Origin of the sequence: Chitinophaga alhagiae (assembly GCF_003568665.1) — a bacterium.
Classification (GTDB): Bacteria; Bacteroidota; Bacteroidia; order Chitinophagales; family Chitinophagaceae; genus Chitinophaga; species Chitinophaga alhagiae.
Window position 1 is genome coordinate 241,055 of record NZ_QXMH01000005.1, and the last position, 22,869, is coordinate 263,923.

Consider the following 22,869-nt stretch of genomic DNA (forward strand, 5'->3'; position numbering starts at 1 on the left):
CTGCCCTGTGCAACATTTCTTTGAATTTCTTAACTTTGCCCCTGTATGGACACTCCGGAAACCTTACAGCAATATTACGAGATCACCCGCCGGCAGGTGCCGGAAGAACTGCAGCGTGCCGCCGGCCATACCCGTCATTTCAACGTTCTCCTGCGCAAGAACTGCATGCTCACCATACCCTTTGGCCGCCGGGACTACTACAAGATCTGCCTCAGCCGTGGGCAGGCGGTGCTGTATACGGAAAAAGGAGAAGTAGCCGTAACCCGCCCTACCCTGTTCTTTTCCAACCCTGTTATCAAGTTCGGCTGGCGCAATATTTCCCGTGACCAGGAAGGGTATGTTTGCCTTTTCAACGAGCTGTACGTAAGCGCTGAGCTGAAACGGGAACTGAAAAAGCTCGGGCGGCTGTTCGAGAACGAGATCTATCCCCTGGTCACGCTCAGTGACGAGGAATACGATCTGTTCCATCAATACTTCCGGCTCATGGCAGACGAGTACACCGGCCGTTTTGAATATAAGGATGAAGTGATACAAAGCCTCCTGAAGCTGATCATCTTCACCGCCATGAAAATCCACCTTGCCACCCATCCCTCCGCCAAAGCGGAACGGCAGGGCCTGCTCGTAAACCGCTTCCTGGACGCGCTGGACGCGCAGTTCCCTATAGACTCTCCCCGCAACCCCATCCGTATGAAAACACCGGCAGACTTTGCCGGCCACCTCAACACCCACGTTAACCACCTCAACCATACCATCAAAGTGGCCACCGGCAAAACCACCAGCGAGCTGATTGCCGGCAAAAGGACCGCTGAAGCCATGGCCCTGCTGAAAAATACAGAATGGACCATTGCGGAAATAGGCGCCGGCCTGGGCTTCGACTACCCGCAATACTTCAATGCCTTCTTCAAAAAACAAACCGGCAAAAGCCCGAAATCCTACCGGCAGGCCCTGCTCTAAAATCTTTGATTTGTATAACAAATAGTTTGAATCGCTTATTTTTTGCCGTAGCGGGTTGAAATAATTTTGCGCCTGTAACCGATCATAAGAGCCATGAGACGAATTAATGAACACAACAGGCGGATCAGCACCATTCTTTCTTTTATACTGGTACCCTTATCCGGCCTGGCCACAGACGTATACCTGCCCTCTTTCCCGGATATGGCGGCAGCGTTCAACACTACGGAAGCCGGCATTCAGCAAACCATGGTACTGTTCCTGGTAAGCTACGGCATATCCCAGTTCTTTGTAGGCAGCATCATAGACAGCTTTGGCCGCTACCGGCTGAACCTGATGGCGTTGTTCATCTTTACAGCCAGCAACTTTGTAATTATTGCAACAAAGGATATTCACGTTGTATACCTGATGCGCGTTATACAGGGCATCTGTACGGCGTTCATCATAGTAGGCAAGCGCGCCTTGCTGGTAGATGTATACACCGGAGAACAACGAAAGCACTACACCAGCATGCTCTCCATCATCTGGGCCACGGCTCCCATTGTAGCGCCTTTTGTAGGCGGTTTCCTGCAAAACAGCTTTGGCTGGACGGCCAGCTTCTACCTGCTTGGCATCTACGGGCTGGTTATGTTCCTGTTGGAATGGACGTTCAGCGGGGAATCTCTCAACACGGCGCAGCCTTTTCAGCTGCCTGCTGTACTGAAGGTATATCGCCGCCTCATTTCCACGCCCGATTTCAGTGCCGGCGTACTGGTGTTGGGCGCCAGCTATTCTATGGTAATGGTGTTTTCCATGGCCGCCCCGTTCATTGTGGAGCATACCTTTCACCTCTCCGCCGTTACCACCGGGTACTGCGCACTCTTCTCAGGCCTGGCGTTGTTTGTAGGCGGCATATTGGGCAAGTCAATAAAAACCGGATCGCTGTACGGAAAGCTGATAACGGCCGGTATTATACAAGCCGCAATAGTTATATTGATGTTCACCACGGGTACTTTCTCCGGCAGCCTGCAGGTGATGATGGTGTTTGTAGTATTGGTACATGGCATCGGGGGCTTTGTGTACAACGTGTTCCTGACGTATTGCCTCACCCGTTTCCCTCAAAACGCAGGGGTGGCCAGCGGCATTACCAGCGGCGGCTCCTACCTGGTTACTTCCGTAGGCAGCTCGGCGGTGCTGGGGTTCATCACCATTTCCGGCCAACAGTCGCTGGCCGCAGGTTATTTTGTGTTCAGCCTGCTGATACTGGGCGTGCTGCTGATGGCGGGCTACAAACTGAGGGCGCCGGCGGGCGTGGGGGCGTGATAATGCATCCCCACCATCCCGGTAGGGAACTTTTTACATTCCAGCAATTGCAATTGCTGCCGCGTTCCATCCTGCCTGAACAGCGGAATACCGCCGCCAATGGCCACCGGATAATAAAATAGCCAGTATTCATCTATCAGCCCGTGTTCCATCAGCAAGTGAGCAGCGGAAGGGCTGCCGAAGATCAGTATGTTCTTGCCCGGTTGCTGCTTGAACGCCCTGACCTTTTCCGGGATATGATCCCCTGCGAACTGTGTTTTTTCCCGCTGCTCGTTTTGCATGGTGCGGGAGATCACCAGCTTGTCAACCCGCCGGTACCATTCCGAGTGCTGCAGGTCGTGTTTGGTGGCGTTGGGCTGCTGGTCTGCCGTGGGCCAATAGGCCTGCATCATTTCGTAGGTCTTTCTGCCATAAATAACGCCATCCGCGGCGTCAGTAAAAGTGCCTACAAAGTTGAACATCTCATCGTCTATCTTTATCCAGTCCATTTCGCCCTTTGGGCCGCCAACAAACCCGTCTAACGAAACGTGTACGGACAGTATGATCTTTCTGCTCATAGTAGATTCATTTTACGGTAAAAGTAAAAGAATATTGTACCCCATGAGGGGGCGAAATCAGACAAAGACAGGGGCAGATACGACAACTTCGCCACTCACCTAGTTCAGCGGGATACCGAACCAGGAGTATTTCGTAAACATAGACCTGCGGCCGGCCTTCCCTTTGGAAAAGTACTTTTTCAGCCATTCCTGCTGCTCATCAATGCGTGCGGTGAGGTCGCCCATCTGTTTGTTGAAGCCGGTAATGAGCGATGCGGTATTGGCATCCGGGTTTTTGATCTGGGCCAGTTTGCGGGTGGCGCTTTTCAATTCACTGGCGGACTCATCCAGCATAGCCTGAATTTGGGGGTCGGTCTTTTCAGGTTTGAATTGTTTATTGCGGTAGTCTATGAACGTATTGAAGGAATTGACGCTGTTGTTGTAGTTAGCCAGTGCGGTGTTATAAAGATGCACCACGCGGTCCTGCATTTCTATATCAATAGCCCTGCGCATTTGTTGAAGCCTGTCAAACGTCAGCGAGTTCCTGACACCGTTCCTTTCCATCCTGGACGCCGCTGCCGCGTAATAATCCACCTCGTCTTGTTTTTCAAATGCTGCAATAGAGTCTGTATAATTAAAGAACGCCCTGGATGTATGCTCCTGTGTTTTGCCTTCGTAAAATTCTCCGGTAGTAACCGGGTAATACAGCAGCTGCCACAGGTAGTCAAACGGCATATGGGATTTGATGAGCTGCCGGGGCGCCACCAGGAAATATTCGTTATTGATCTTTTTAACAAACTTCCCGTTGGTTACATAACCGGAGCCCCAGGTGGGATCAAACAGGAACCAGGCAGTATCCACATAAGCGGCGCACCATGCGTGGGGAATATAGTCTGTAAACCCGTTCTGTTTGGTATAGCCTTCCACTATGAATGCCTTGATGCCGGCTTTATTGCAGATGTCGTTAAAAATGGCCGCATAGTTTTCACAGATGCCCTTCCTGGTTTTCAGCGAGCGGGCAATCTTTTCCTCTCTTTTTTCATGAAAGTTGAGGGCGAACATATTATCAAGATCGTACTGAAGACTGGAGGCCGTCCAAATGAAGGCGGCCCTCACTTTATCTGCCGGGCGGGTAAAGCTGGCGTTGATATAGGCGGCAATACCGGCCGTGGTGGCCGTTGCCTCCTCCGGCACCTGCAGTGCCTTTGCGTCTGTGGCGGCGTATTCATTGACGGGTTTGGCAGCCGCGCTGGCCTTTTGTGTACGGACGGCGGGCCGTGACTGGGCAACGGCGGTTAAAGACACGCTTAAAACAGCAATAAGTAGGTATAGTGAGCGCATGTGCAACTTTTGAGGCCGTAAAGATAGTGTATACGGCTGCTATTGCAAAGTTGGAGGAATGGAAGGCAGCCCTTTCCGCTAAAAAACTTGCCCGGCAAGTCGCTTCCCTTTATTTTTGCAACCAGACGGTTCCATTACCACCTCCTCAACACCGGAATATCATGGAAAACAACAATGCTTACGTAGAAGCGCAGATGCTCATCAGGAAACCCGCCGCAAGGGTCTTTGAGGCGTTCATTGACCCTGCTGTTACCTGCCACTTCTGGTTCACCAAAAGCAGCGGCAAGCTGGAAGCAGGCAAAACCGTTACCTGGGAATGGGAAATGTACAATGTATCCACCAAGGTGGTGGTAAAAGAGATCATACCGGATGTGAAAATTGCCATCAACTGGAGTGACCCGGTTACCGCTGTGGATTTCAATTTTCAGTCCCTGCAAGACGGCAGTACGTATGTGGTCATCCGGGAATATGATTTCAAACAAACGGGAGACGAACTGCTGGGTATCATCAGGGACTCCACCGGAGGCTTCACCACTGTGCTGGATGGCCTGAAGGCTTACCTGGAACATGGTATTGACCTGAACCTGATCGCAGACAAGTTCCCCAAAGCGGTAGCGCAACATGGCAAATGAACACCTTTCCTGTACGGCCACCAATAGCTGTTCCCTGACAGTGCTGTAACATTGACGGCTTCCCGTCTGTTATATCAACAGATCAAAAATGTGACTTATGAAAATGATAACCTTGTTTGTAGCGCTGCTTTGCTGCTGCACCGCCCATGCCCAGGATGTACTGGTAAACAGCTGTTGCAACAGGTAATTGGCAGCCCCGGGTAAGTACCCCGGGGCTTGTTATTTTACAACCGCCATCTGTAAACCCAAACTTCCCATCCGTTAATCTCCGCATTCAACACAGCCCTTCTCATTGCAACTTTGCCGCATCAATTTTTTCACCCCAAAAAGAACTTCAAATGAAAACGTTATTCAAAAGTTGGCTGTTAGCCCTGGCCGTAGCTGTAACGGCTTCTTCCTGCGTCAAGGACAAGGCGCCCATGCCCACCAGGGTGTTCAATGTAGCCAAGTTCAAAGCGCTCCTGAAAGACGGCATCATGAAAGTCAAACCCACCCTGCCCCGGGGATTCTCTTTTGTGATCAACCAGAACGGGCAGGTAGCAGACACCTGCTACTACGGTTACGGCTACATCAAGGGAGACCGGGTAAGCCCCATGCGGCCTGACCTGGAGATCAACATTGCCAGTGTCACCAAGCCGCTCACGGCCATTGCCGTACTGCAATTGTTGCAGAAGCAGAACGTACACCTAGACAGCAGCATCGGCAAATACCTGCCGGTCTATTTTAATGCCACAGATGCAGTGAAAGCCATCACCTTCCGGCAGTTGCTAACCCACAAGTCAGGCATCACTTCCGGCTCTCATGAGTACGTGGTGATGAAGGAGATCGTAAAAGAACCGCTGGCCAAGCCTTCCAAAGGCTATGCCTATGCCAATATGAACTACGCATTGTTCCGCGTCATCATCCCTTACCTCATCAACAGAACGGCCGCCCTGCAAATTGAAGCGTCTCTGGTACCGGGCAATACGGCTGCTTTTGAATTGTTCATGGCCAAACAATACATCAAATACATGCAGGAAAATGTATTTACGCCCATCGGCCTCAACGAAGTGCTTTGTAAACCCGGCCCCGTTACGGCCCAGGCATTTAACGAAGGTGCCAAACTGAGTTATGTTGATTTTGGCGACTGGACGGAAGACTGCGCCGGTGGCGGCATCCACCTCTCCACCATGGAAATGGCCCGGGTAATGGCGTACCTGGTATACACGGAAAAAATGCTGAGCAATGCTCAAAAGAAATTAATGGACGATGAATTGCTGGGCTGGGACCCTGATGATTCCTGGATGACCATAGCCGGCCCTTCTTACGGCAAAGGCGGCTTGCTCTATTGGGGAGAACGCGGCCTGCAAACCCTGGTGGTAAAGTATCCCAACAAAGTGGAACTGGCCCTCTCGGTGAACTCGTGGGACGGTACACGGCGCGAACTGTCTGTTATTGCCAACAACGCATATAATGACTCCTGGGAGTAGCCTGACAATAACATAAAGGGTTGGCCGTGATCGGCCAGCCCTTTTGCATACAGGGATAAACAGGCGCGTTCCCGGCTACCCATCATCGCCTTCCCTGCTCTCTCGCCGAGGAAGGCAGCACCACTTTTATTTCTGTGCCTTCATTCATACGGCTGCTCACCGATATTTCTCCCTTGTGCATACGGATGATGTTATTGGTCAGTGGCAGGCCAATGCCATACCCTTCAAAGCGCTCTGTATTGGACGCCCTGAAAAATGGAGAAAAGATATACGGGAGATCTTCCGGCGGGATGCCGATGCCACGGTCTTTCACGATAATGATATTGCGGGTGTCTGTAGCGGCCAGCGCCATGGATACCGGCTGGTTGCTGGAATATTTCACGGCATTGCTCACAATGTTGGCCAGCGCCAGCTCCAGCTCCAGCAATTGCTGGTTGCCCGCCGGCATTCTGCAAATGCACAGCCGGGACCTCAAATACGCCCTGCGTCACGAATGGTTCAATGCCTACCAGCAGGTGGAGATCGATAAAACGCTCACCCGCCTCTGCGACGCCATGGGTAAATGCGAACGTATCAAGAACACGGTGTTTCCGGCTACCTACAGCCTCTACACCCACTTTGCCGTTATCTTCTTTATAATGCTGCTGCCCTTTGCGCTCATTGACTCGCTGGGCATGATGGAGGTGCCGCTGGTTGCCGCCATATCCGCTTCCTTCCTCCTGATAGAGAAAATGGCCGTGAACCTGCAAGACCCTTTTGAAAATAAACCTACTGATACGCCTATGACCGCCATTGCCCGCCGCATAGAGCATGACCTGCTGCAGATGCTGGACGATGTGCCCCTGCCCGAGCCGGAACATGAGCCGGCACAGACCGAACAATTTTACGTACTATAGACCGGTTGTTTGCAAACAACCGGTTTTTTTGTACCTTTGCGCCATCATGAAGTTATAATCCACCCATACACCGCATCTCACAGGTGCATCTGCAAGCCGCTCCGGCTTCATCATCTTCATTCATCATTTTATTTACCGTACAAAACATCTTGTCATGAAAATTACATCCTGCCAACGGGCTGCCTACTGTATTGCTTCCCGCCCGTGGAAGCCTGTTCCTCACTCCACAACATCACTACATGCTTATCAACGCGCAACATATCAGTTATCATACGCCCAACCGGGAACCGCTTTTCCGCAATATTAGTTTCAGTCTCCGGAAAGGAGATAAAGCCGCCATTGCCGGCAACAACGGCGCCGGCAAAACCACCCTGCTGAAGATCATTGCAGGACTGGAAAAAAATTACACCGGTCAGCTGCAGGTGCCCGGCAACCTCTATTACATCCCGCAACACTATGGCCACTTCAATCAGCTTACTGTAGCAGCGGCGCTGGGTATTGCGCCCCTGCTGGAAGCCCTCCGCGCCGTGGAAGGCGGCGCGGTAGACCAGCGGTATTATGACCTGCTGGAACACAACTGGGACATCTCCGCCCGTTGTGAAGAAGCCTTTGCCAGGTGGGGCCTGCGGGGCATTGCCCTGGAGCAGCCGCTGCACCAGCTGAGCGGCGGCATGAAAACAAGGCTGTTCCTCTCCGGCATTGATATTTTCAAGCCCGCCATTGTGCTGCTGGATGAGCCTACCAATCACCTGGACAAACCCGCCCGCGCCCAGCTTTATGAGTGGATGGAAACTACCGGCTGCACCTTGCTGCTCACCAGCCACGACCGCCAGCTGCTCCGCCTTTGCAATCCCATCTGGGAGCTGAATGCCGGCGGCATCAAAGTGTACGGCGGTAACTATGACCTGTACGCGGCGCAGAAAGATGCGGAAACGGCCGCCATGGAACACCAGCTGGCGCATCATGAAAAAACGCTTAAAGAGGCCCGCCAGAAGCAGCAGCAGGCGCTGGAAAGAAAACAGCATGCGGATGCGCAGGCACGCAAGCGGTACGCCGGCTCCAGCGAACCGAAAGGTTTTCTGAACGGCCGCCGGAATGCAGCGGAAGCCAGTACGGCAAAGCTCAAACACGTACATGCGGATAAAGTAAGCGAACTGCGGGCAGACCTGGAAGAAGTGGCCGCCATGGCGCAGGTACAGCGTATCATGAAGGGGTATTTCGGCGCTTCCGCCCTGCCCGCCAGCAAAGTATTGATACAGGCCACCGGGGTCAATCATGCTTTTGACAACGGGCAGTGGTTATGGCCGGCGCCTGTTACGCTCACCATCCGCAGCGGCAGCAGGCTGGCAATTTCGGGCAATAACGGCAGCGGCAAAACCACCCTGCTGAACATATTGCAGCGCCGGGTAGCGCCCGGCCAGGGCAGCGTTGCGGCCGCAAGCTGCAGGGCGCTGCTGCTGGACCAGGATTACAGCCTCATTGACCGGAAAAAGACCGTGCTGCAACAGGCAGACAGCTTTAATGAAGCCAGGCTCGAAGCCGCCATGGTACACACGCTGCTGGCGGGTTTCCTGTTTGGGCCGGCAGACTGGGAGAAACCCTGCGCCGTGCTCAGCGGCGGGGAAATGCTGCGCCTGGCCCTCTGCTGCATGGTGCTGCAGCATAAAGCGCCGGATATTATCTTCCTGGATGAGCCCACCAACAACCTGGACCTGGGCAATATCGAAATGCTGGGGAAAGTTTTTGCCACTTACCGGGGGGCGCTGGTGATCGTCTCTCACGATGCCGGTTTTCTGCAGGAAACGGGCGTTACAGCAGCATTGCAGTTATAAGGAACGGGCCGTTGCGGGCCAAAACACACGCAGCGGCCCTTTTTTGCTGAACACTTCCGGCGCGGTCGTGTTATACAGTAAATTTAACTGCTATGAACCTATTGCTCAAGACTGTGCTGGCGGCTGCCATTGCTTTGTTCCTGTTCCCTGCGCAGACAACCACGGCCTGTACCAGGGTGGTCTACAAAGGTCTGAACAACCTCTATATCACCGCCCGTTCTATGGACTGGAAGGAAGACCTCAAGACCAACCTCTGGTTATTTCCGAGAGGCATGGCGCGGACAGGGGAAACCGGCCCGCAATCCATCAAATGGACATCGAAGTACGGCAGCGTAGTGGCGTCCGCGTATGAAATTTCCAGTACGGACGGGATGAATGAAAAAGGCCTTGTGGCCAACCTCCTATGGCTGGCGGAATCCAAATACCCGGCATGGGACCACCAAAAGCCGGGGCTCTCCATTTCAGCATGGGTGCAATATGTGCTGGACAATTTTGCTACTGTAAAAGAGGCTGTAGACGCCCTTCAGCAGGAGAAATTCGTGATCGTGACAGACAAGGTGCCCGGGCAGGACAGGGATGCCACCCTGCATTTGTCTATTTCCGACCCAACAGGTGATAACGCCATTTTTGAATACATTGACGGTAAACTGGTGATACATCATGACCCATCCTACAATGTAATGACCAATTCACCCGTATTTGACAAGCAGCTGGCATTGAATGAATACTGGAAGGAAATAGGCGGCACCGTAATGTTGCCGGGCACCAACCGGGCGGCAGACAGGTTTGCAAGAGCATCTTTCTATGCCAGCGCTATTCCAAAAACAGACAACACGCATGTGGCAGTAGCCTGCGCTTTCAGTGTGATCCGTAACTGTTCCGTACCCTTAGGTATCTCAACCCCCGACCAGCCTAATATTTCATCTACGCTCTGGCGGTCTGTGTCTGACCATAAAAACCTGGTATATTATTTTGAGACCACGCTCATGCCCAACATATTCTGGGTAGATCTAAAAGACGTTAATTTTACCGCCGGGGCGCCTGTAAAAAAGCTGGGATTGACTAAAGGTGAGGTGTACGCGGGCAACGCCGTTAAATCATTTGTAACTGCGCAGCCCTTCAAGTTCCTGGGCATTTAAAACAACATATTCAGCGGCAGCATGAAGTAGTGCTGCCGCTCCTCTCAGGCATGGGCCTGCAGTTCCCTGTTCATTTCATTTTTATGGGAAAGCGCAAAGTCAATGGCTTTTTTTACAAAGTCATTTAAAGAGATGTTGTTGACCGCCGCAAACAGGGCGGCCTCCTTGTGCAGGTCTGTGGGAATACGTACATTGAAAGAGCCCTTGTAGGTTTTGCCCGGCTCCTTGCCAAGCTGCCGGCAGGTCTCTATATAATCTTCCACAGCTTCGCGGAAAGACTTTTTCAGCTCCCTGACGGAAGACCCCTCAAAACTCACCAGGTCATCTATGCCCAGCACCTTGCCAAAAAACACGTCATCTTCTGCGCTGTAATGAACGGAAGCCCGATAATCTTTGTATTGTAACACGTCATTCATATTTTAAATGGCCTTTTTCTGTTAGGTGTACAATTACCTGTTTGAGTATATACTCCTTAATGGTGTTTTCCGGGTGAGGCTTATGCAACACAATTACATTCCTGTACATGTCTGCAAACTTCCGCCTTGAACCGCCCGTTTTTCCATTGCGAAGCTCCACATATCCATACATCATCAGCAACCTTACCAGCTCGTCCCAAGTAAAATCCCGGGGGAACGACAACATCCGGGTTAACAATTTTTCCTGTCTGCTCATATGAATTTGAGTTTGTCTTCTTTTTGATAACAATCTCCATACGGGCATTTGACATAGCAACTAAATTTCAGTTACAAACTTACATCATCCTTTCCGGTCTTCCAAATCTTTTTAGCACATTCCAAAAAAGACCGTTCTTTCAATTTTGCTTCTACTTCTTCTACAGCGCGCAGCAGGTTGTTCGGCGTATCGGTCAGTTCCGCCAGCGAGCGGGCCATCACATGCCATACCGGCCTCATTTTCTCCACCAGCTCGCGGCCTTTGGGCGTGAGCGCTATCAGCCGTTTCCTTTCGTCTGCCTTGTCTTTCCTGGAACGTACCAGCCTGATCTTTTCCAGCTCTTTCAGCAAACTGATGGTGGAGGGATGGGTATACCCGATCTCTTCCGCAATTTCTACCACGCTCAGCAAGGGTTTGGCGGTAAGGGCCCAGATCACCGGGAACCATTTGGGCTCAAAGTCTATGCCGCAGGCCTGGTAGATCAACAGGCCGTCTTTCCGCAACTGGTCGCTGAGGCGCTGCAGCCTTGTGGAAATGGCCAGTATACCGGCCTCGTCAATAATATTCATGATGCTGCCAGGTGAAGGTGAAAAAACAAGGTGTCTACATGTACCAGCGGGAAATACGGCGGCAGTTCCGTTTTGGCTACCCGGGTAAAACCGTTCCTTTCATAAAAACGCTGGGCGGCTTTCAATACTTCTACCGTACCCAGGTAAATGTCTGTGATCCCCTGCCGGCGGCAATAGTCCAGCAGGGTTTCCAGCAGCCGCTGCGCCACCGCCAGTTCCTTGCCCCGGTATTCTTTTTTAACGAACATTTTACGGATGGCGCCGGCGTGGTGGCCTATGTTGATAAGCGCAACGGTGCCCAGCAGCTCCCTGTCTTTAAACGCGCCCCAGAACTGGCCGCCGCCCTGCTGGTAAAAACCTTCTATGTTCAGCAGGTCCGGCTGGTCCTCGAGCGTTACGGGAATATTATGCTCCACCTGCTGGATGGGTAATATCAGCTCAACCACCTGCGCGGAATAGGTGTTGTTCAGTGTTTGAATGTTGAATGCCTGTGTCATGGTCTGTAAAAATATGTACAAAGATACGTAGTTGACTACATATTATCAAAAGACCCGGCAGGCGGGAGCATAAAAAAGCCCGGGAGGTGTTTATTGTAACACCTCCCGGGCAATGGGCAAAACATTGGTCAAACCGCCCAGTCCGCCTTCATTTTGCGTGACAGCAACCCGTTGGCGGCGTTGTTATTTTCGAAACGTTCTTTTTCAGGGTCCCAGCGCAGGGGCGTGCCCAGTTCAAAAGCAATATTGGCCAGGTTGCCCACCGTGGCGCTGCGGTGGCCCGTTTCCACATCGGCTACCGGCTTGCTGCGTTTTTTAACGGCCTGCAGGAAGTCTGCGTGATGATGATCGCTGTGATAAACACGTTTAGGGAGGTTGCCGCTCAACTGGGCTATGAGGTTTTCCGGTTGTGTTACCAGCTTTCCCCGCTGCACTTCAATAGTGCCCGCCGTGCCGTTGAACTGGATGGCGTGTTTTTTCCCGAAGTCTTCGTGCGTCATGACCACCCCGTTGGCGTAGCGCATGGTGAGGTGCTGAACGTCTTTGCCATTGGGCGGGGTGATCTCCACCGGGCCGCTATGGTCCATATCCAGCGCCCACTGCACTATATCGAACATGTGCGCGCCCCAGTCTGTAATGTCTCCGCCACCCAGGCCCTTGAAATCCCGCCAGCGGCCCCAGATGCTGTCTCCTATCACCGGGTTGAGCTGATGGTTGTAGTGCACATAGTCATTCGGCCCCAGCCAGAGCGGCCAGTCCAGGTCAGCGGGCACGGTTTCTTCCGGCAGGTTGTAAGGCACCGGAGGGCCGCCTATGCTCACTTTGATGTTTTTGATATCGCCTATCAGCCCGTTCCTCACCAGTTCCGCCGTTTGCCTGAACTCCGGCCGGGAGCGCTGCATGCTGCCGGTTTGCAGTACGCGTTTATGTTTGGCAACGGCATTCACCATGGCGCGGCCTTCGGCTATGGTGAGGGAAAGCGGTTTCTCGCAGTAAATGTCCTTTCCCGCCGCCGCCGCGCGTACCACCATGGCGGCATGCCAGTGGTCAGGCGTGGCAATTACCACGGCATCTATATCTTTACGGTCCAGCAGTTCCGTAAAATGATGAAAGGGCGCACAGGCTTTGTAAGCGCTCTGCCCTGATCTGGCCGCGTAGTAAGCATCCACCTGCTTGCAGAAGTGGGCTGTTTTGGAATCGTATACATCACAGGCGGCCACAATTTTAGCCTGCTCCTGCGGGAGAAAAGATTTTTGCAGGGACAGCCCCTGCCGCCCGGCGCCAATAAAGCCCAGGCTCACCTGGTCGCTGGGAGCGGTATATCCCCTGCCGCCCAGCACATGCCGGGGCAGTATCAAAAACGCGGAAAGCGCCGCGGCATTGCTGACAAACTGCCGGCGGCTGATGGTATTTTTGCTGTTTTTCATCATAGTTTAAGATAGCTATTTTTTTTCGCCGTTAATAGCGGAAAAAGCGGGCCTTGGAAGAAGGCGCGGTTTGCAGCGGCTTGAGCGCCGCGCCGCTTTCAACGCCGAGGTCTGCTTCTATCACGTCCGCGCCATGGCCAATCAGGTTAAGGTACCCTTTTTCGAGCGCCGCGGCGTCTATCTGGCCGCTGGTGAACTGCCGGTCATAGTTGCGCGAGCTGCCTAAAATGCACATGGCGCCGCGCTGGTGAACTTCATGGAAAATAGCGGAATCGCGCGGCAGCTCGTGGCTTACAAAACCGATGATGTTTTCCCAGGGCACGCCGCTTTCATCCAGCTGCTTTACCTGTTCCATTTTGCCCGTCATCACTTCCATCATAATGTCCGGGCTGAGCTGGTAACATTTTTTGATATCGTTCAGCGAGTAGGCTATCACAATGGCGTTGGCCTGGGCGTTGTGTTCCAGTATCTTTTGGGCGCGCACTTCAACAGGCACGTCCTTGGCGTCTATCACCAGCACCGTTTTCCCCTTTGCCCATTCCAGCGCTTCATCCAGCGTGGGAATGGTGTAACCGGTGAGATGGCCTTCCGTATCTTTCAGCCGCAGCTTGCGCAGCGCTGCCAGCGTGTGGTCTGCTACCTTGCCCTGGCCGTTGGTGGTACGGTCAAGCGTAGCGTCATGCATCAGCACAATGTGGCCGTCTTTGGTATATCGCGGGTCTATTTCCAGCATGGCCGGGTTATGCGCCAGCGTGTTCTCAAACGTGGCGATGCAGTTCTCAGGAAACCCCTTCCTCGGGCCGCCGCGGTGCGCGCAGATAAAAGGAAGCCGGTCTGGCGAGTATTGCAGGAAGGCTTTCAGCGCCTGCGCGCTGCCGGTTTGAATGGTGTGCAGGCGTGGCGCGGCGGGCCGGTTAAAAGCACAGGCCATGGCGCATATCAAAAAGACTAAAAGGATCTTGATTTTCATTACTGATGAATTAAGGTTTATACGGAAAATACGGTGCGTCCGCCCGGGATGCGGTGGCAAGCAGTGCGCGCATTTTTTTGACTACCGCGGGGTGGGCCGCGGCTACATTGTTCTTTTCGCCGGCGTCAGCGTCCAGGTTGTACAGCTCCATTGCTTCCTCCTGCCCGCCGGGCGTGTTTTTGATCACGGCCTTCCAGTTGCGGTAGCGGATGGCCCGCGCATCCAGCCAGTTACGCGGTGTTGTGGCGCCGGGCTTGTTCCAGTTATAATTGTACACGTAAAACTCCCAGTACAGGTGGTCATGAACGGCTTGCCGCCCTTTGCCGGCGAGCAACGGGTACAGGGAAATGCCGTCTGTACCGGCCGGCGTTGCGATGCCCGCCACCGTGCAAAGCGTGGGCAGCAGGTCCCACGCGGCGGCCATATGGCCCGTGGTTTGGCCGGGCTTTATCACGCCGGGCCACCATGCAATGAGCGGCGCCCGTATACCGCCTTCGTACAGCGTGGTCTTATGCCCGCGGAAGTGGCCGTTGCTGTGAAAGAATTTAGCAAAGCCGGGGTTGGCCCCATTATCGCTGGTAAACAGCACCAGGGTGTTCTTATCCAGCCCTTTTTGCCGCAGCAGCTGCAGGATGCGGCCCACGTCCGCGTCCAGCAGGGATATCATGGCGGCGTAGTTCCTGAACTGCTCCGGCCAGTCTTTCCCGGCGTATTGCGAGTTATCCGGGATCACATGTTTGCCGTGCGGGATGGTGTAAGGCAGGTAGAGGAAAAAGGGCTGCCGCGGTGTGCTTTCTTCCAGGAACCGCATGGTCTTTTCCACGAACAGGTGATGGCTGTAGGCGCCGGTAGCGCCGTTCCCGTTTTGCGGCAGCATCACCTTTTTGCCGTTCTCGTAGAGGAATGGCGGGAAATAGTTGTGGGCCTGTATCTGGTCAAGATAGCCGTAGCTGTAATCAAAGCCCTGCGTATCGGGGCCATGACCTTCGCCGCCCAATCCCCATTTGCCGATGAGCCCGGTGCGGTAACCGGCTTTTTGCAGCAGTTCCGCTATGGTTACTTTATTACCCGGCATAGCGGGGTCTTCCTGGCTGTCAGTCAGGAAGTTGCCCCGTATGGCGGTATGGCCGGTGTGCCTGCCGGTCAGCAGCGCTTCGCGCGAGGGCGCGCAAACGGTGCTGCCGGCGTAGTACCCGGTAAAGCGCAGCCCGTTCTTCGCCAGGGCGTCTATATGCGGCGTTTGTATTTGCTGCTGGCCGTAGCAGCCCAGGTCTCCGTAGCCCATATCGTCCGCCAGTATAAGTATGATGTTAGGCTTTGGCGCCTGCTGCGGTTTGCCGGGTATGCCCACGGCCAGCAATACAAAAAGAATAAATATGCGCATGATATGATCTATGGTTGTCCATACATGACTCCACGGCCGCCGGTACCTACGTAAACGCGGCCGAATACCTGCCTGTCTCCCGCCAGCCCTTTCACGCCGGCCGGGAATTTCTGCGTGCCGTTGTCTATCTGGTCCCAGGTAGCGCCCAGGTCTGTAGACCGGTACATGCCCTTCAGCCCAGACACGGTGCCGTAGCAAAACAGCGTGGGCGTGGTGCTGCCGGAGGCCGGCGCGCCCCATGCAAACGCGGTGGCGGTGGTGAGCGCGGTTACCTTGGTAAAGGTAGTGCCGCCGTTGGTGGTCTTGTAAAGCCCGTTGTTGTCCAGGCTGACCCATACTTCTCCATTGGCGCCGGGCCTTGCCGCTACAAACAGGTAAGCGTTTTTATTGGGTATGGCCGTAGCGTTCTTTTGTATCCAGGTAGCACCGCCGTCTGTTGACGCGTAGAGGTAGCCGGTCTTATAAATATAGAACGTATTCCCGTTTACAGCATCCGCCGCCAGCGAAAAGTCTTTACTCCAGACATCGATGGCGTTCACCGCCCCGGTAGGCGCACCGGTGGCGGCAGACCAGGAGTTGCCGCGGTTGGTGCTGTAATACACCGCGCCGCTGCTGCCGCCGGCTATGTACACCATCTTATCCGGGTTGGTGGCGGAAATGGCAATACGGCCCAGCTTCACGCCGGCGGGCAGGGTGCGCGTGGTCCAGGAAGTGCCGCTGTTGCTGGAAGTGGCCAGTATGGTGCCGGTACCGTCGTTGCCGGAGGCGCCCAGGATGGCAATGTTGGCCGGCGTGGTTTCGCAATAGGCAATGCTGAAGCCTTCGTTGATATTGTAAAGCCGCGCGGCGGGGTACACCGTCACATCATCATGCCGGAAGCCGAACACGTCTGCCAGCCCGGAGTAGAGAGACACGGTGCCCGGCGGCGCGGTCAGGGTGAGCACCACGGTTTCTTCATCTCCCTTGATGCGGGTGGTCCATGCTACAGAGCCGGCGGCCCATGCATTGGAGGTGAACCATACGCCGAACCAGTCTGTATAGTACAGGTCTCCATGGTGCAGCGGGTCAAAGGCCAGCGCGGAGGTGGCGCTGGAGAACCAGCTGTTGGGCCACCAGGGGGCTTCCAGTGTTTTGGTGATGGGCAGCGCGGTGGTGTTCATCTGCTGCCAGGTAGCGCCGCCGTCTGAAGAGCGGTACAAGGGGTTGTTGAAAGTGGAATAACGCTGGCATACGGCTATTTTCTGGTAATCATAGGCTTCTACCGCCAGGCCGCAATAGTTTTTGTTGGCGCCGCCGGCGGGCGTAATGTCACTCCAGCTGCTGCCGTTCCATACGCTAACGCCGGTAGTGTGCGCTACGTAGAGCTTGCCGCCTGCCACTACCATGCGGTTGGGCGAGGCGGGCGCGCCGCTCATGGCGGAGAAGGTAGTACCGCCATCGGTACTGCGGTAAACGCCGGTGCCGGGAATGCCCGCGTACACTGTGGCAGAGCGGCCGCTGGTGCTGGTAGCGGGGTCTATGGCCACGCTGCGCACGCCTTTGGCGCCGTTGGGCACGGTGGTGATCTTTGTCCACGTGCTGCCGGTGTTGGTGCTGCGGTACAGGCCGTCTGTACGGGTGCCGGCATACACCACGGTGCTGGTGAGCGAGTCTACTGCCAGGCATTCTCCTGCCCAGCGCAGGTCTCCGTTACCGTCGTAAGTGGTGGAGAATACCTTGCTCCAGTTAACGCCCCTGTCGTTAGAGCGGTACACACCGTCGTTGAGGGCCAGGTAGATCCTGTCCGGCGCGTTGGCATCCAGCGCCATGCCGTCTACGCGGATGGTGCTAATACCGTCCAGCATGGGTATCCAGCGCTGGTTGGTGCCATCCCATTTGTAAGCGCCGCCCACGTCCGTACGCACGTACATGCGGTTGCCCTGGGTGGGGTGAATGGCAATGCCGGTTACATAGCCGCCACCGCCAATGGCCACGTTGTTCCAGTTGTAAGGCACTACAGACGCAATGCCGGCGCCGCCCGCGGCGGAGCGTTCTCCGCTCAGTACGCCTTTTTCGAGCTTGCCGCTCATTTTTTTGCAGGCAATACCCTGCCCTATTGCAATGCTGATTGCAAGCAGTATGAAAGTGTTTTTCATAACTAAATTTTGGAGGTTATTTAAATAGTGGTTTCATATGCGGGTTAATAATTCGGGTTTTGAACGATCTTGTCATTTTGTGCTATTACGCTTTGCGGAATGGGCATCAGGTAATTTTTGGCCGGGTCAAACGCAATTTTGCCGCCGCCTGCATTTACTTTTTCATATACCAGCTGGCCTGCTACGGATGTGATCTTCATAGCGCGCAGCGGTTTGCTGAATACCTGTTCTGCTGTTCTCCACCGCCAGAGGTCAAAGAGGCGCTTGCCTTCAAAAGCCAGCTCTACCCTGCGCTCCCGCCGTATCCTGGCGCGCATGCCTGCCTGGTCGAGACCGGCGGGCAGGTCCGGCAGACCGGCTCTTTTCCTGATCTTGTTCATGGCGTTGTACACGGTAATATCCGGCCCCGCTGCTTCGTTCTGCGCTTCGGCATAGTTGAGCAGCACTTCCGCATAGCGCCATACAATGGCGTTGGCGCCGCTGCTGATGCCGGGTACCTGGGCGGGGTCCAGCATTTTTTTCATGAAGTAGCCGGTGCGGCCTTTGCCGCCTGCGCCGGAGGCATCCAGTTCGTTGTTGTTATTGGGCACGCCCAGGCGGGTGAAGATGGTGCCGTTCTTCCATTTGGCGCCGTCGTAGATGATGGAGGCGGCAAAGCGCTTGTCCCGGTTGGCGTATGGATTGGCGGGGTCAAAGGCGGCGGAGCCTTCCGCTTCGGTTTTGCCGTCCAGGAACTCGTAATCGTCTACCAGGTCTTGCGTGGGGTTTACGGCGCCCCAGCCGGTACCGTCTGATACCCGCACGGGGTTCCAGTATTTTTCCCGGATGTGGCCGCGGATGTTGGCGGCATATTGCACGTCAAAGATCACTTCCACATTATTTTCATTGGCCGGGAGGAACAGGGCTTCGTAATCCGGGAACAGATCGTACCCGGCGTCAGCCGTCATGATCTTCAGATTGGTAGCGGCAGCGTCCTGCCATTTTCCCGCATACAGCTCCAGCTCTCCTTTCAAAGCCCAGGCCGCGCCTTTGGTGGCCCTGCCGGCTTCCTGCGGCTTTACTTTCAAAGGCAGGTCAGCGGCTGCTTCTTCGCATTCTTTCTGGATAAAGGCCACACATTCCTCGTAGGTGTTGCGGGCATAGAAAATATCATCGCCCTGCTCTGCCTGGTTTAAAGGAATAGTGATAAGGGGCACGCCGCCGTAAATATCCATCAGCGATTTATAGAAATACGCGCGCAGGAAACGGGCCTGGGCCAGCAACGGTTTTTTCTGGGCATCGTCAAACTCCGCGGGCGTTACGTTCTTGATGAACAGGTTGCACTTGCGGATGTTGGCGTACATGTTCTTCCAGTGCGGCGTGAAGATGGGCGCGGAGGGGCCGTAAGAGCCTTGCGCAAAGTTCTCGTAAGAGGGTATGCCGGACAGCGGGCCGCTGATGCTGTTATCCGAAAAATTGTCTAACGGGTCATTGCTGATCTCAGACGGGTAGTTGGTAAACACGGTAGACTGCGGGCCGGGATTCACGTTGTTGTAAATATCATTCAGGAACAGGCCGGCATTGGCCGGCGAGCTCCAGATGGCCGCGTCTGTCAACTGGTCTGTTGGGTCTATGTTGAGATTTTTGTCGCAGGCAGTGATAAAACATGCTCCCGCAACGATGTATATGAGGTGTAAGTATTTCATTATTGATAGCAATTAACGGTTGTTAGAAATTGGCGTTCAGGCCGAAAGAGAACACCTTTTGCTGGAAATAGTAACGGGCCCTTTTACTGGCGCTGCTCACCCCTATTTCCGGGTCCAGGTATTTTTCCGCGGAGAAGGTCAGCAGGTTCTGCGCGGCCGTGTATATGCGGATGGATGAAATCTTGAGCCTGTTCATCAAAGACTTTGGCAGGGTGTAACCCAGCTCTATGTTCTTCAGGCGCAGGTACGAGCCGTCCCGCTGCCAGAAAGAAGATACCTGCTGGCTGTTGGTGCTGGGAGACGGCAGGATGACGGGGTATTTGGCATTCCTGTTCTCGGGCGTCCAGTAGTCCAGCTGCTCTTCAAATATCTTGGCGCCGTTGAAGTACGGCAGCGCCGCTTCATTGGTGAGCTGGAAGCTGCTTTGCGTAGCGCCCTGCCAGAGCATGCCCAGGTCTACCCCATGCCAGCCGGCGTTGAGGGTGAGGCCGAATATCACCTGCGGAAAGGCCGGGTGGCCGATCACCACCTGGTCATCGTCCGTGATCTTTTTATCCCCGTTGATGTCTGCATACCTGATATCTCCCGGGCGCAGGGTGCCGAACTGTTTAGGCGCGGCGTTGATCTCTTCCTGCGACTGGAAAAGCCCGATGGCCTGGAGGCCGAACTGGGTATCCAGCGGGCGGCCGGTGCGGCTGCGGTTGGGATTGTTGAGCGTGGCCGCATTTTCAAAGGTTTGTACCAGCTTGTTTTTGGCGTAGGAAAAGTTAAGCCCGCCGCTGAAATTGATGCCGTTGTTGAAAACATGCGAGGTATTGAGCGAGAAATCAAACCCTTTGTTGTCCATCACCCCCGCGTTCACCTGCGAAATGCCGATGCCGTATTCTACCGGTACCACGGCGTTGGGGCTTACCAGCATATCCGAGCGTCTTTCTTTAAAGAAGTCCAGCTCAAAGCCCAGCTTTCCGCCGAAGAGCATCCCTTCCAGGCCTATATCCGTTTTCCTGGCCGTTTCCCATGTAATGCCGGGGTTCGGCTCGTTCCGTTCAAAAGCGCCCTGCACCTGTGTGAACTGCGTGCCGCCAAAGATGTAGCTGCTGTTGATGCCGTAGCTGCTCAGGTACTGGAAGGCGGAACCGGCCAGGTTGCCGGAAATACCGTAAGACGCGCGGAGTTTCAGGTTGTCTATCCAGCTGTAGTTGTCTTTGATAAAGTGCTCTTCAGACAGCCGCCACCCGAGGGAAAAGGCCGGGAAGAAGGCAAAACGTTTGCCGGGGGCGAAGAAATAATGCCCGTCGTACCGGCCGGAAAGTTCCACCAGGTATTTCTGCGCATAGTCATACCCAACGCGGTATACAAACCCCATTTGTTTGTAGGAGCCGGAGGAGCCGCTGTTGTCCAGGTCGTTTTTGGAAGGGCTGCCCAGTGACAGTTCATCCAGGTTCACCTGGTAGTTGAGCCGGGAGGCGCCAAACTGGTTGTTGTTGCCTTGCCGCAGCTCCGCTACGCCCAGCAGGTTGATGCTGTGTTTGCCAAAAGTATTTTTATAGGTAAGGTAGCCTTGCAGCGTGGTGTTCACCGCTTCTTCAAAACCCTGGTTCAGGCTGGGGGCCGCCACGCCGGACCTGGTAGGTACAAATTCATCTGCCGCGTTCAGGGAGTAGATGTTGTACGGCAGCTGCCATTGTTTGCCGGTAGCATAGTTCTTGTCATAGGCGCCCACAGCTTTCAGCGCCAGGCCGGGAATAGCCGCTATCTGCTGCTCAATGGACAGCTGGGTGTACAGCGTGTTCTTGTTATCCCGGTTGTAACCGCTTTCATAAATGGAAGGCAGCAGCGTATTGCCCGGCAGGCCGTTGGAGAAACGCAGCTGCTGGTTGAGCAGCGGCGGGTTTTTGGTAACGGAAGTATAGATGCCGGTACCGCTCTGCGAGCCGGGGTTCTGGGTTATTTCCAGGCTTCCCTTTACATCGAGCGATACGGTGGTAGTTTTGGTGGCGTTCACGTCTACGTTGGTGGCCAGGTTGTAACGGCGGTAATTGATCACTTTCACAGAGCCTTGCTGGTAAAGATGGCCCAGCGAGCTGAAGAAACGGACCTTTTCAGAACCGCCGGAAAAGGTCAGGTTCTGGCTGGTCATGGGGGCGTTGAAATCTATCACTTCCCGCAGCCAGTCGTGGTCAGGATAATGGTCCGGGTCGGCATGCGTGCGGTATTTCTCCAGTTGTTCATCCGTATAGGCCGGCGCCAGCCCCGCGTTTTTGTTGGCCGCGTTCAGGGTGGAGGCAAAGCCGTAGGCATTGAGGTATTTGGGGTACTGGGTGGGGCGTTGCATGCCGTACCAGGTATCAAAGCTCATTTCCACTTTTCCTTCCTTGCCTCTTTTGGTGGTAATGAGCACTACGCCGTTGGCGCCTGCCAGGCCGTAGGGCGCAATGGCGGCCGCGTCTTTCAGTACCGTAATGCTTTCAATTTCGTTCGGGTTGATCTGTGAAAAGTTGCGGGGCACGCCGTCTACAATGGTGAGCGCGCCGTTGCGGGAGCCGGTGGTGCCTACCCCCCTTACGCGCAGGGTAGCCGCGTCCGCGCCCGGCTCACCGCTGCCCTGGAAGGCCAGCACGCCGGATATGCGGCCGGCCAGGCTGTTGTTGATGTTGGCTACGGGATTTTTGGTGATCACGTCTCCTTTCAGCGTGGATACGGCGGCTGTGGTAGAGGCCTTTTTCTGCGTGCCGTACCCTACTACTATCACTTCATTGAGGCCCTGCAGCTCCTCCGGCAGGGTAATGTCCAGCGCGGTGGCGCCGTTTACCGGTACCTCTTTTGTCTGGAAACCGATATAAGACACGATCAGCGTGGCATCTGCCGGAGCGTCTACTTCGAAGCGGCCATCGGCATTGGTGACCGTGCCCATGCTGGTGCCTTTTATTTTGATAGACACGCCGGGCAAGGCGGTGCCCTTGCTGTCTCTCACAATGCCTTTCACCATCAGGAACTGCGCATGCCGGGAAGCCGTAATGGCGATCACGCTGTCTGACAGTACCTGGTAATTGAGGTTGGCGGGGCTTAGCAGGCTGTTCAGGATGTCTCCCAGCTTCTGCTGGCCGTTGGTGGAAAAGGTGATGTTTCTATACGGGGCTATTTCTTTTGCGTTGTAGAAGAAGCGGCAGCCGGTGGCGGTCTCTATTTTTTCCAGGGCGCTTGAAAGTTTGACATCTTTCACATTGAGTGATAGCTTTATGTCTTTCTGCGAATACACTTTTGCAGACAATTGCATGCAAAACAGAAAAACAGCCAATAGCGTAAGTCGCATAGTTCTTTCAATTTGCCTGACGTTAATGACATGGCATAGCCATCCATTAAGTAGATTTTTTTTCATACTTTTAGCTTTTATTGGTTTTTTGGAAGCCGCTCTTCACAACGATCTTCCAA

At 54.4% G+C, this 22,869-nt stretch carries 20 protein-coding genes; 7 read left to right on the plus strand and 13 right to left on the minus strand.

The features are described from left to right. Positions 1–45 precede the first annotated feature (45 nt). A complete protein-coding gene (locus D3A97_RS23130) occupies positions 46–954 on the plus strand; it encodes a helix-turn-helix domain-containing protein (RefSeq protein WP_119080935.1) in 909 nt (302 codons plus the stop codon). A 93-nt stretch (positions 955–1,047) separates the two neighbouring features. Continuing rightward, entirely contained in the window at positions 1,048–2,253 is a 1,206-nt protein-coding gene (locus tag D3A97_RS23135) for an MFS transporter (RefSeq protein WP_119080936.1), read from the plus strand. Here D3A97_RS23135 and D3A97_RS23140 read toward each other — a convergent pair. Then, a complete protein-coding gene (locus D3A97_RS23140; protein WP_119080937.1) occupies positions 2,217–2,810 on the minus strand; it encodes a dihydrofolate reductase family protein in 594 nt (197 codons plus the stop codon). The two genes, D3A97_RS23135 and D3A97_RS23140, sit on opposite strands and share 37 nt — an antisense overlap. 99 nt (positions 2,811–2,909) lie before the next feature. Continuing rightward, complete coding sequence (locus tag D3A97_RS23145) at positions 2,910–4,130, minus strand: transglutaminase domain-containing protein (RefSeq protein WP_119080938.1); 1,221 nt, start codon at positions 4,128–4,130, stop codon at positions 2,910–2,912. A gap of 161 nt (positions 4,131–4,291) precedes the next feature. Here D3A97_RS23145 and D3A97_RS23150 point away from each other — a divergent pair, with 161 nt between their 5' ends. Together D3A97_RS23150 and D3A97_RS23155 are read left to right on the plus strand one after the other, a co-directional pair. Then, positions 4,292–4,762, plus strand: coding sequence for an SRPBCC family protein (locus D3A97_RS23150; RefSeq protein ID WP_198674149.1), 471 nt, complete (start codon positions 4,292–4,294; stop codon positions 4,760–4,762). Positions 4,763–5,100: 338 nt separating this feature from the next. After that, on the plus strand, positions 5,101–6,231 hold the full coding sequence (locus D3A97_RS23155; RefSeq protein WP_119080939.1) for a serine hydrolase domain-containing protein: 1,131 nt from the start codon (positions 5,101–5,103) through the stop codon (positions 6,229–6,231). A gap of 82 nt (positions 6,232–6,313) precedes the next feature. On the opposite strand, the gene D3A97_RS25205 is transcribed toward D3A97_RS23155, so the two are convergent. After that, positions 6,314–6,679: a sensor histidine kinase gene (locus tag D3A97_RS25205; protein ID WP_232826058.1), complete on the minus strand. Its 366-nt coding sequence runs from the start codon at positions 6,677–6,679 to the stop codon at positions 6,314–6,316. Between the two features lie 7 nt (positions 6,680–6,686). On the opposite strand from D3A97_RS25205, the gene D3A97_RS23160 reads away from it, so the two are divergent. The 3 genes from D3A97_RS23160 to D3A97_RS23170 all read left to right on the plus strand — a co-directional run bounded on the left by D3A97_RS23160 (position 6,687) and on the right by D3A97_RS23170 (position 10,098). Beyond that, the gene (locus D3A97_RS23160; RefSeq protein WP_369073543.1) at positions 6,687–7,127 is read left to right on the plus strand and encodes a bestrophin family protein; all 441 of its coding nucleotides are present in this window, start codon (positions 6,687–6,689) and stop codon (positions 7,125–7,127) included. A 239-nt stretch (positions 7,128–7,366) separates the two neighbouring features. Then, positions 7,367–8,959 carry an ABC-F family ATP-binding cassette domain-containing protein gene (locus D3A97_RS23165; protein WP_119080941.1) on the plus strand — a complete coding sequence of 531 codons (1,593 nt, stop codon included), beginning with the start codon at positions 7,367–7,369 and terminating at the stop codon, positions 8,957–8,959. Between the two features lie 92 nt (positions 8,960–9,051). After that, positions 9,052–10,098 carry a linear amide C-N hydrolase gene (locus D3A97_RS23170; protein WP_119080942.1) on the plus strand — a complete coding sequence of 349 codons (1,047 nt, stop codon included), beginning with the start codon at positions 9,052–9,054 and terminating at the stop codon, positions 10,096–10,098. Between the two features lie 44 nt (positions 10,099–10,142). On the opposite strand, the gene D3A97_RS23175 is transcribed toward D3A97_RS23170, so the two are convergent. From D3A97_RS23175 to D3A97_RS23215, 10 genes are all read right to left on the minus strand, one after another. Further along, entirely contained in the window at positions 10,143–10,514 is a 372-nt protein-coding gene (locus D3A97_RS23175) for a type II toxin-antitoxin system HicB family antitoxin (RefSeq protein WP_119080943.1), read from the minus strand. Next, positions 10,507–10,818 (minus strand): type II toxin-antitoxin system HicA family toxin, encoded by a 312-nt coding sequence (locus tag D3A97_RS25400; protein WP_369073544.1) that lies wholly within the window; start codon positions 10,816–10,818, stop codon positions 10,507–10,509. Before D3A97_RS25400 ends, D3A97_RS23175 begins: the two co-directional genes overlap by 8 nt. A 23-nt stretch (positions 10,819–10,841) precedes the next feature. Further along, positions 10,842–11,339, minus strand: a complete 498-nt coding sequence (locus tag D3A97_RS23185) for a MarR family winged helix-turn-helix transcriptional regulator (RefSeq protein ID WP_119080945.1) — start codon at positions 11,337–11,339, stop codon at positions 10,842–10,844. After that, a complete protein-coding gene (locus D3A97_RS23190; RefSeq protein ID WP_119080946.1) occupies positions 11,336–11,836 on the minus strand; it encodes a GNAT family N-acetyltransferase in 501 nt (166 codons plus the stop codon). Before D3A97_RS23190 ends, D3A97_RS23185 begins: the two co-directional genes overlap by 4 nt. 128 nt (positions 11,837–11,964) lie before the next feature. Continuing rightward, the gene (locus D3A97_RS23195) at positions 11,965–13,266 is read right to left on the minus strand and encodes a Gfo/Idh/MocA family protein (protein WP_232826059.1); all 1,302 of its coding nucleotides are present in this window, start codon (positions 13,264–13,266) and stop codon (positions 11,965–11,967) included. A gap of 28 nt (positions 13,267–13,294) precedes the next feature. Beyond that, complete coding sequence (locus tag D3A97_RS23200) at positions 13,295–14,233, minus strand: glycerophosphodiester phosphodiesterase family protein (protein ID WP_119080947.1); 939 nt, start codon at positions 14,231–14,233, stop codon at positions 13,295–13,297. Positions 14,234–14,243: 10 nt separating this feature from the next. After that, positions 14,244–15,617, minus strand: coding sequence for an arylsulfatase (locus tag D3A97_RS23205; protein ID WP_157986721.1), 1,374 nt, complete (start codon positions 15,615–15,617; stop codon positions 14,244–14,246). Between the two features lie 8 nt (positions 15,618–15,625). Next, complete coding sequence (locus tag D3A97_RS24955) at positions 15,626–17,752, minus strand: WD40/YVTN/BNR-like repeat-containing protein (protein WP_157986722.1); 2,127 nt, start codon at positions 17,750–17,752, stop codon at positions 15,626–15,628. Positions 17,753–17,796: 44 nt separating this feature from the next. Then, the gene (locus D3A97_RS23210; RefSeq protein ID WP_119080949.1) at positions 17,797–19,437 is read right to left on the minus strand and encodes a RagB/SusD family nutrient uptake outer membrane protein; all 1,641 of its coding nucleotides are present in this window, start codon (positions 19,435–19,437) and stop codon (positions 17,797–17,799) included. A gap of 22 nt (positions 19,438–19,459) precedes the next feature. Beyond that, positions 19,460–22,660: a SusC/RagA family TonB-linked outer membrane protein gene (locus tag D3A97_RS23215; RefSeq protein WP_157986723.1), complete on the minus strand. Its 3,201-nt coding sequence runs from the start codon at positions 22,658–22,660 to the stop codon at positions 19,460–19,462. Positions 22,661–22,869 lie beyond the last annotated feature (209 nt).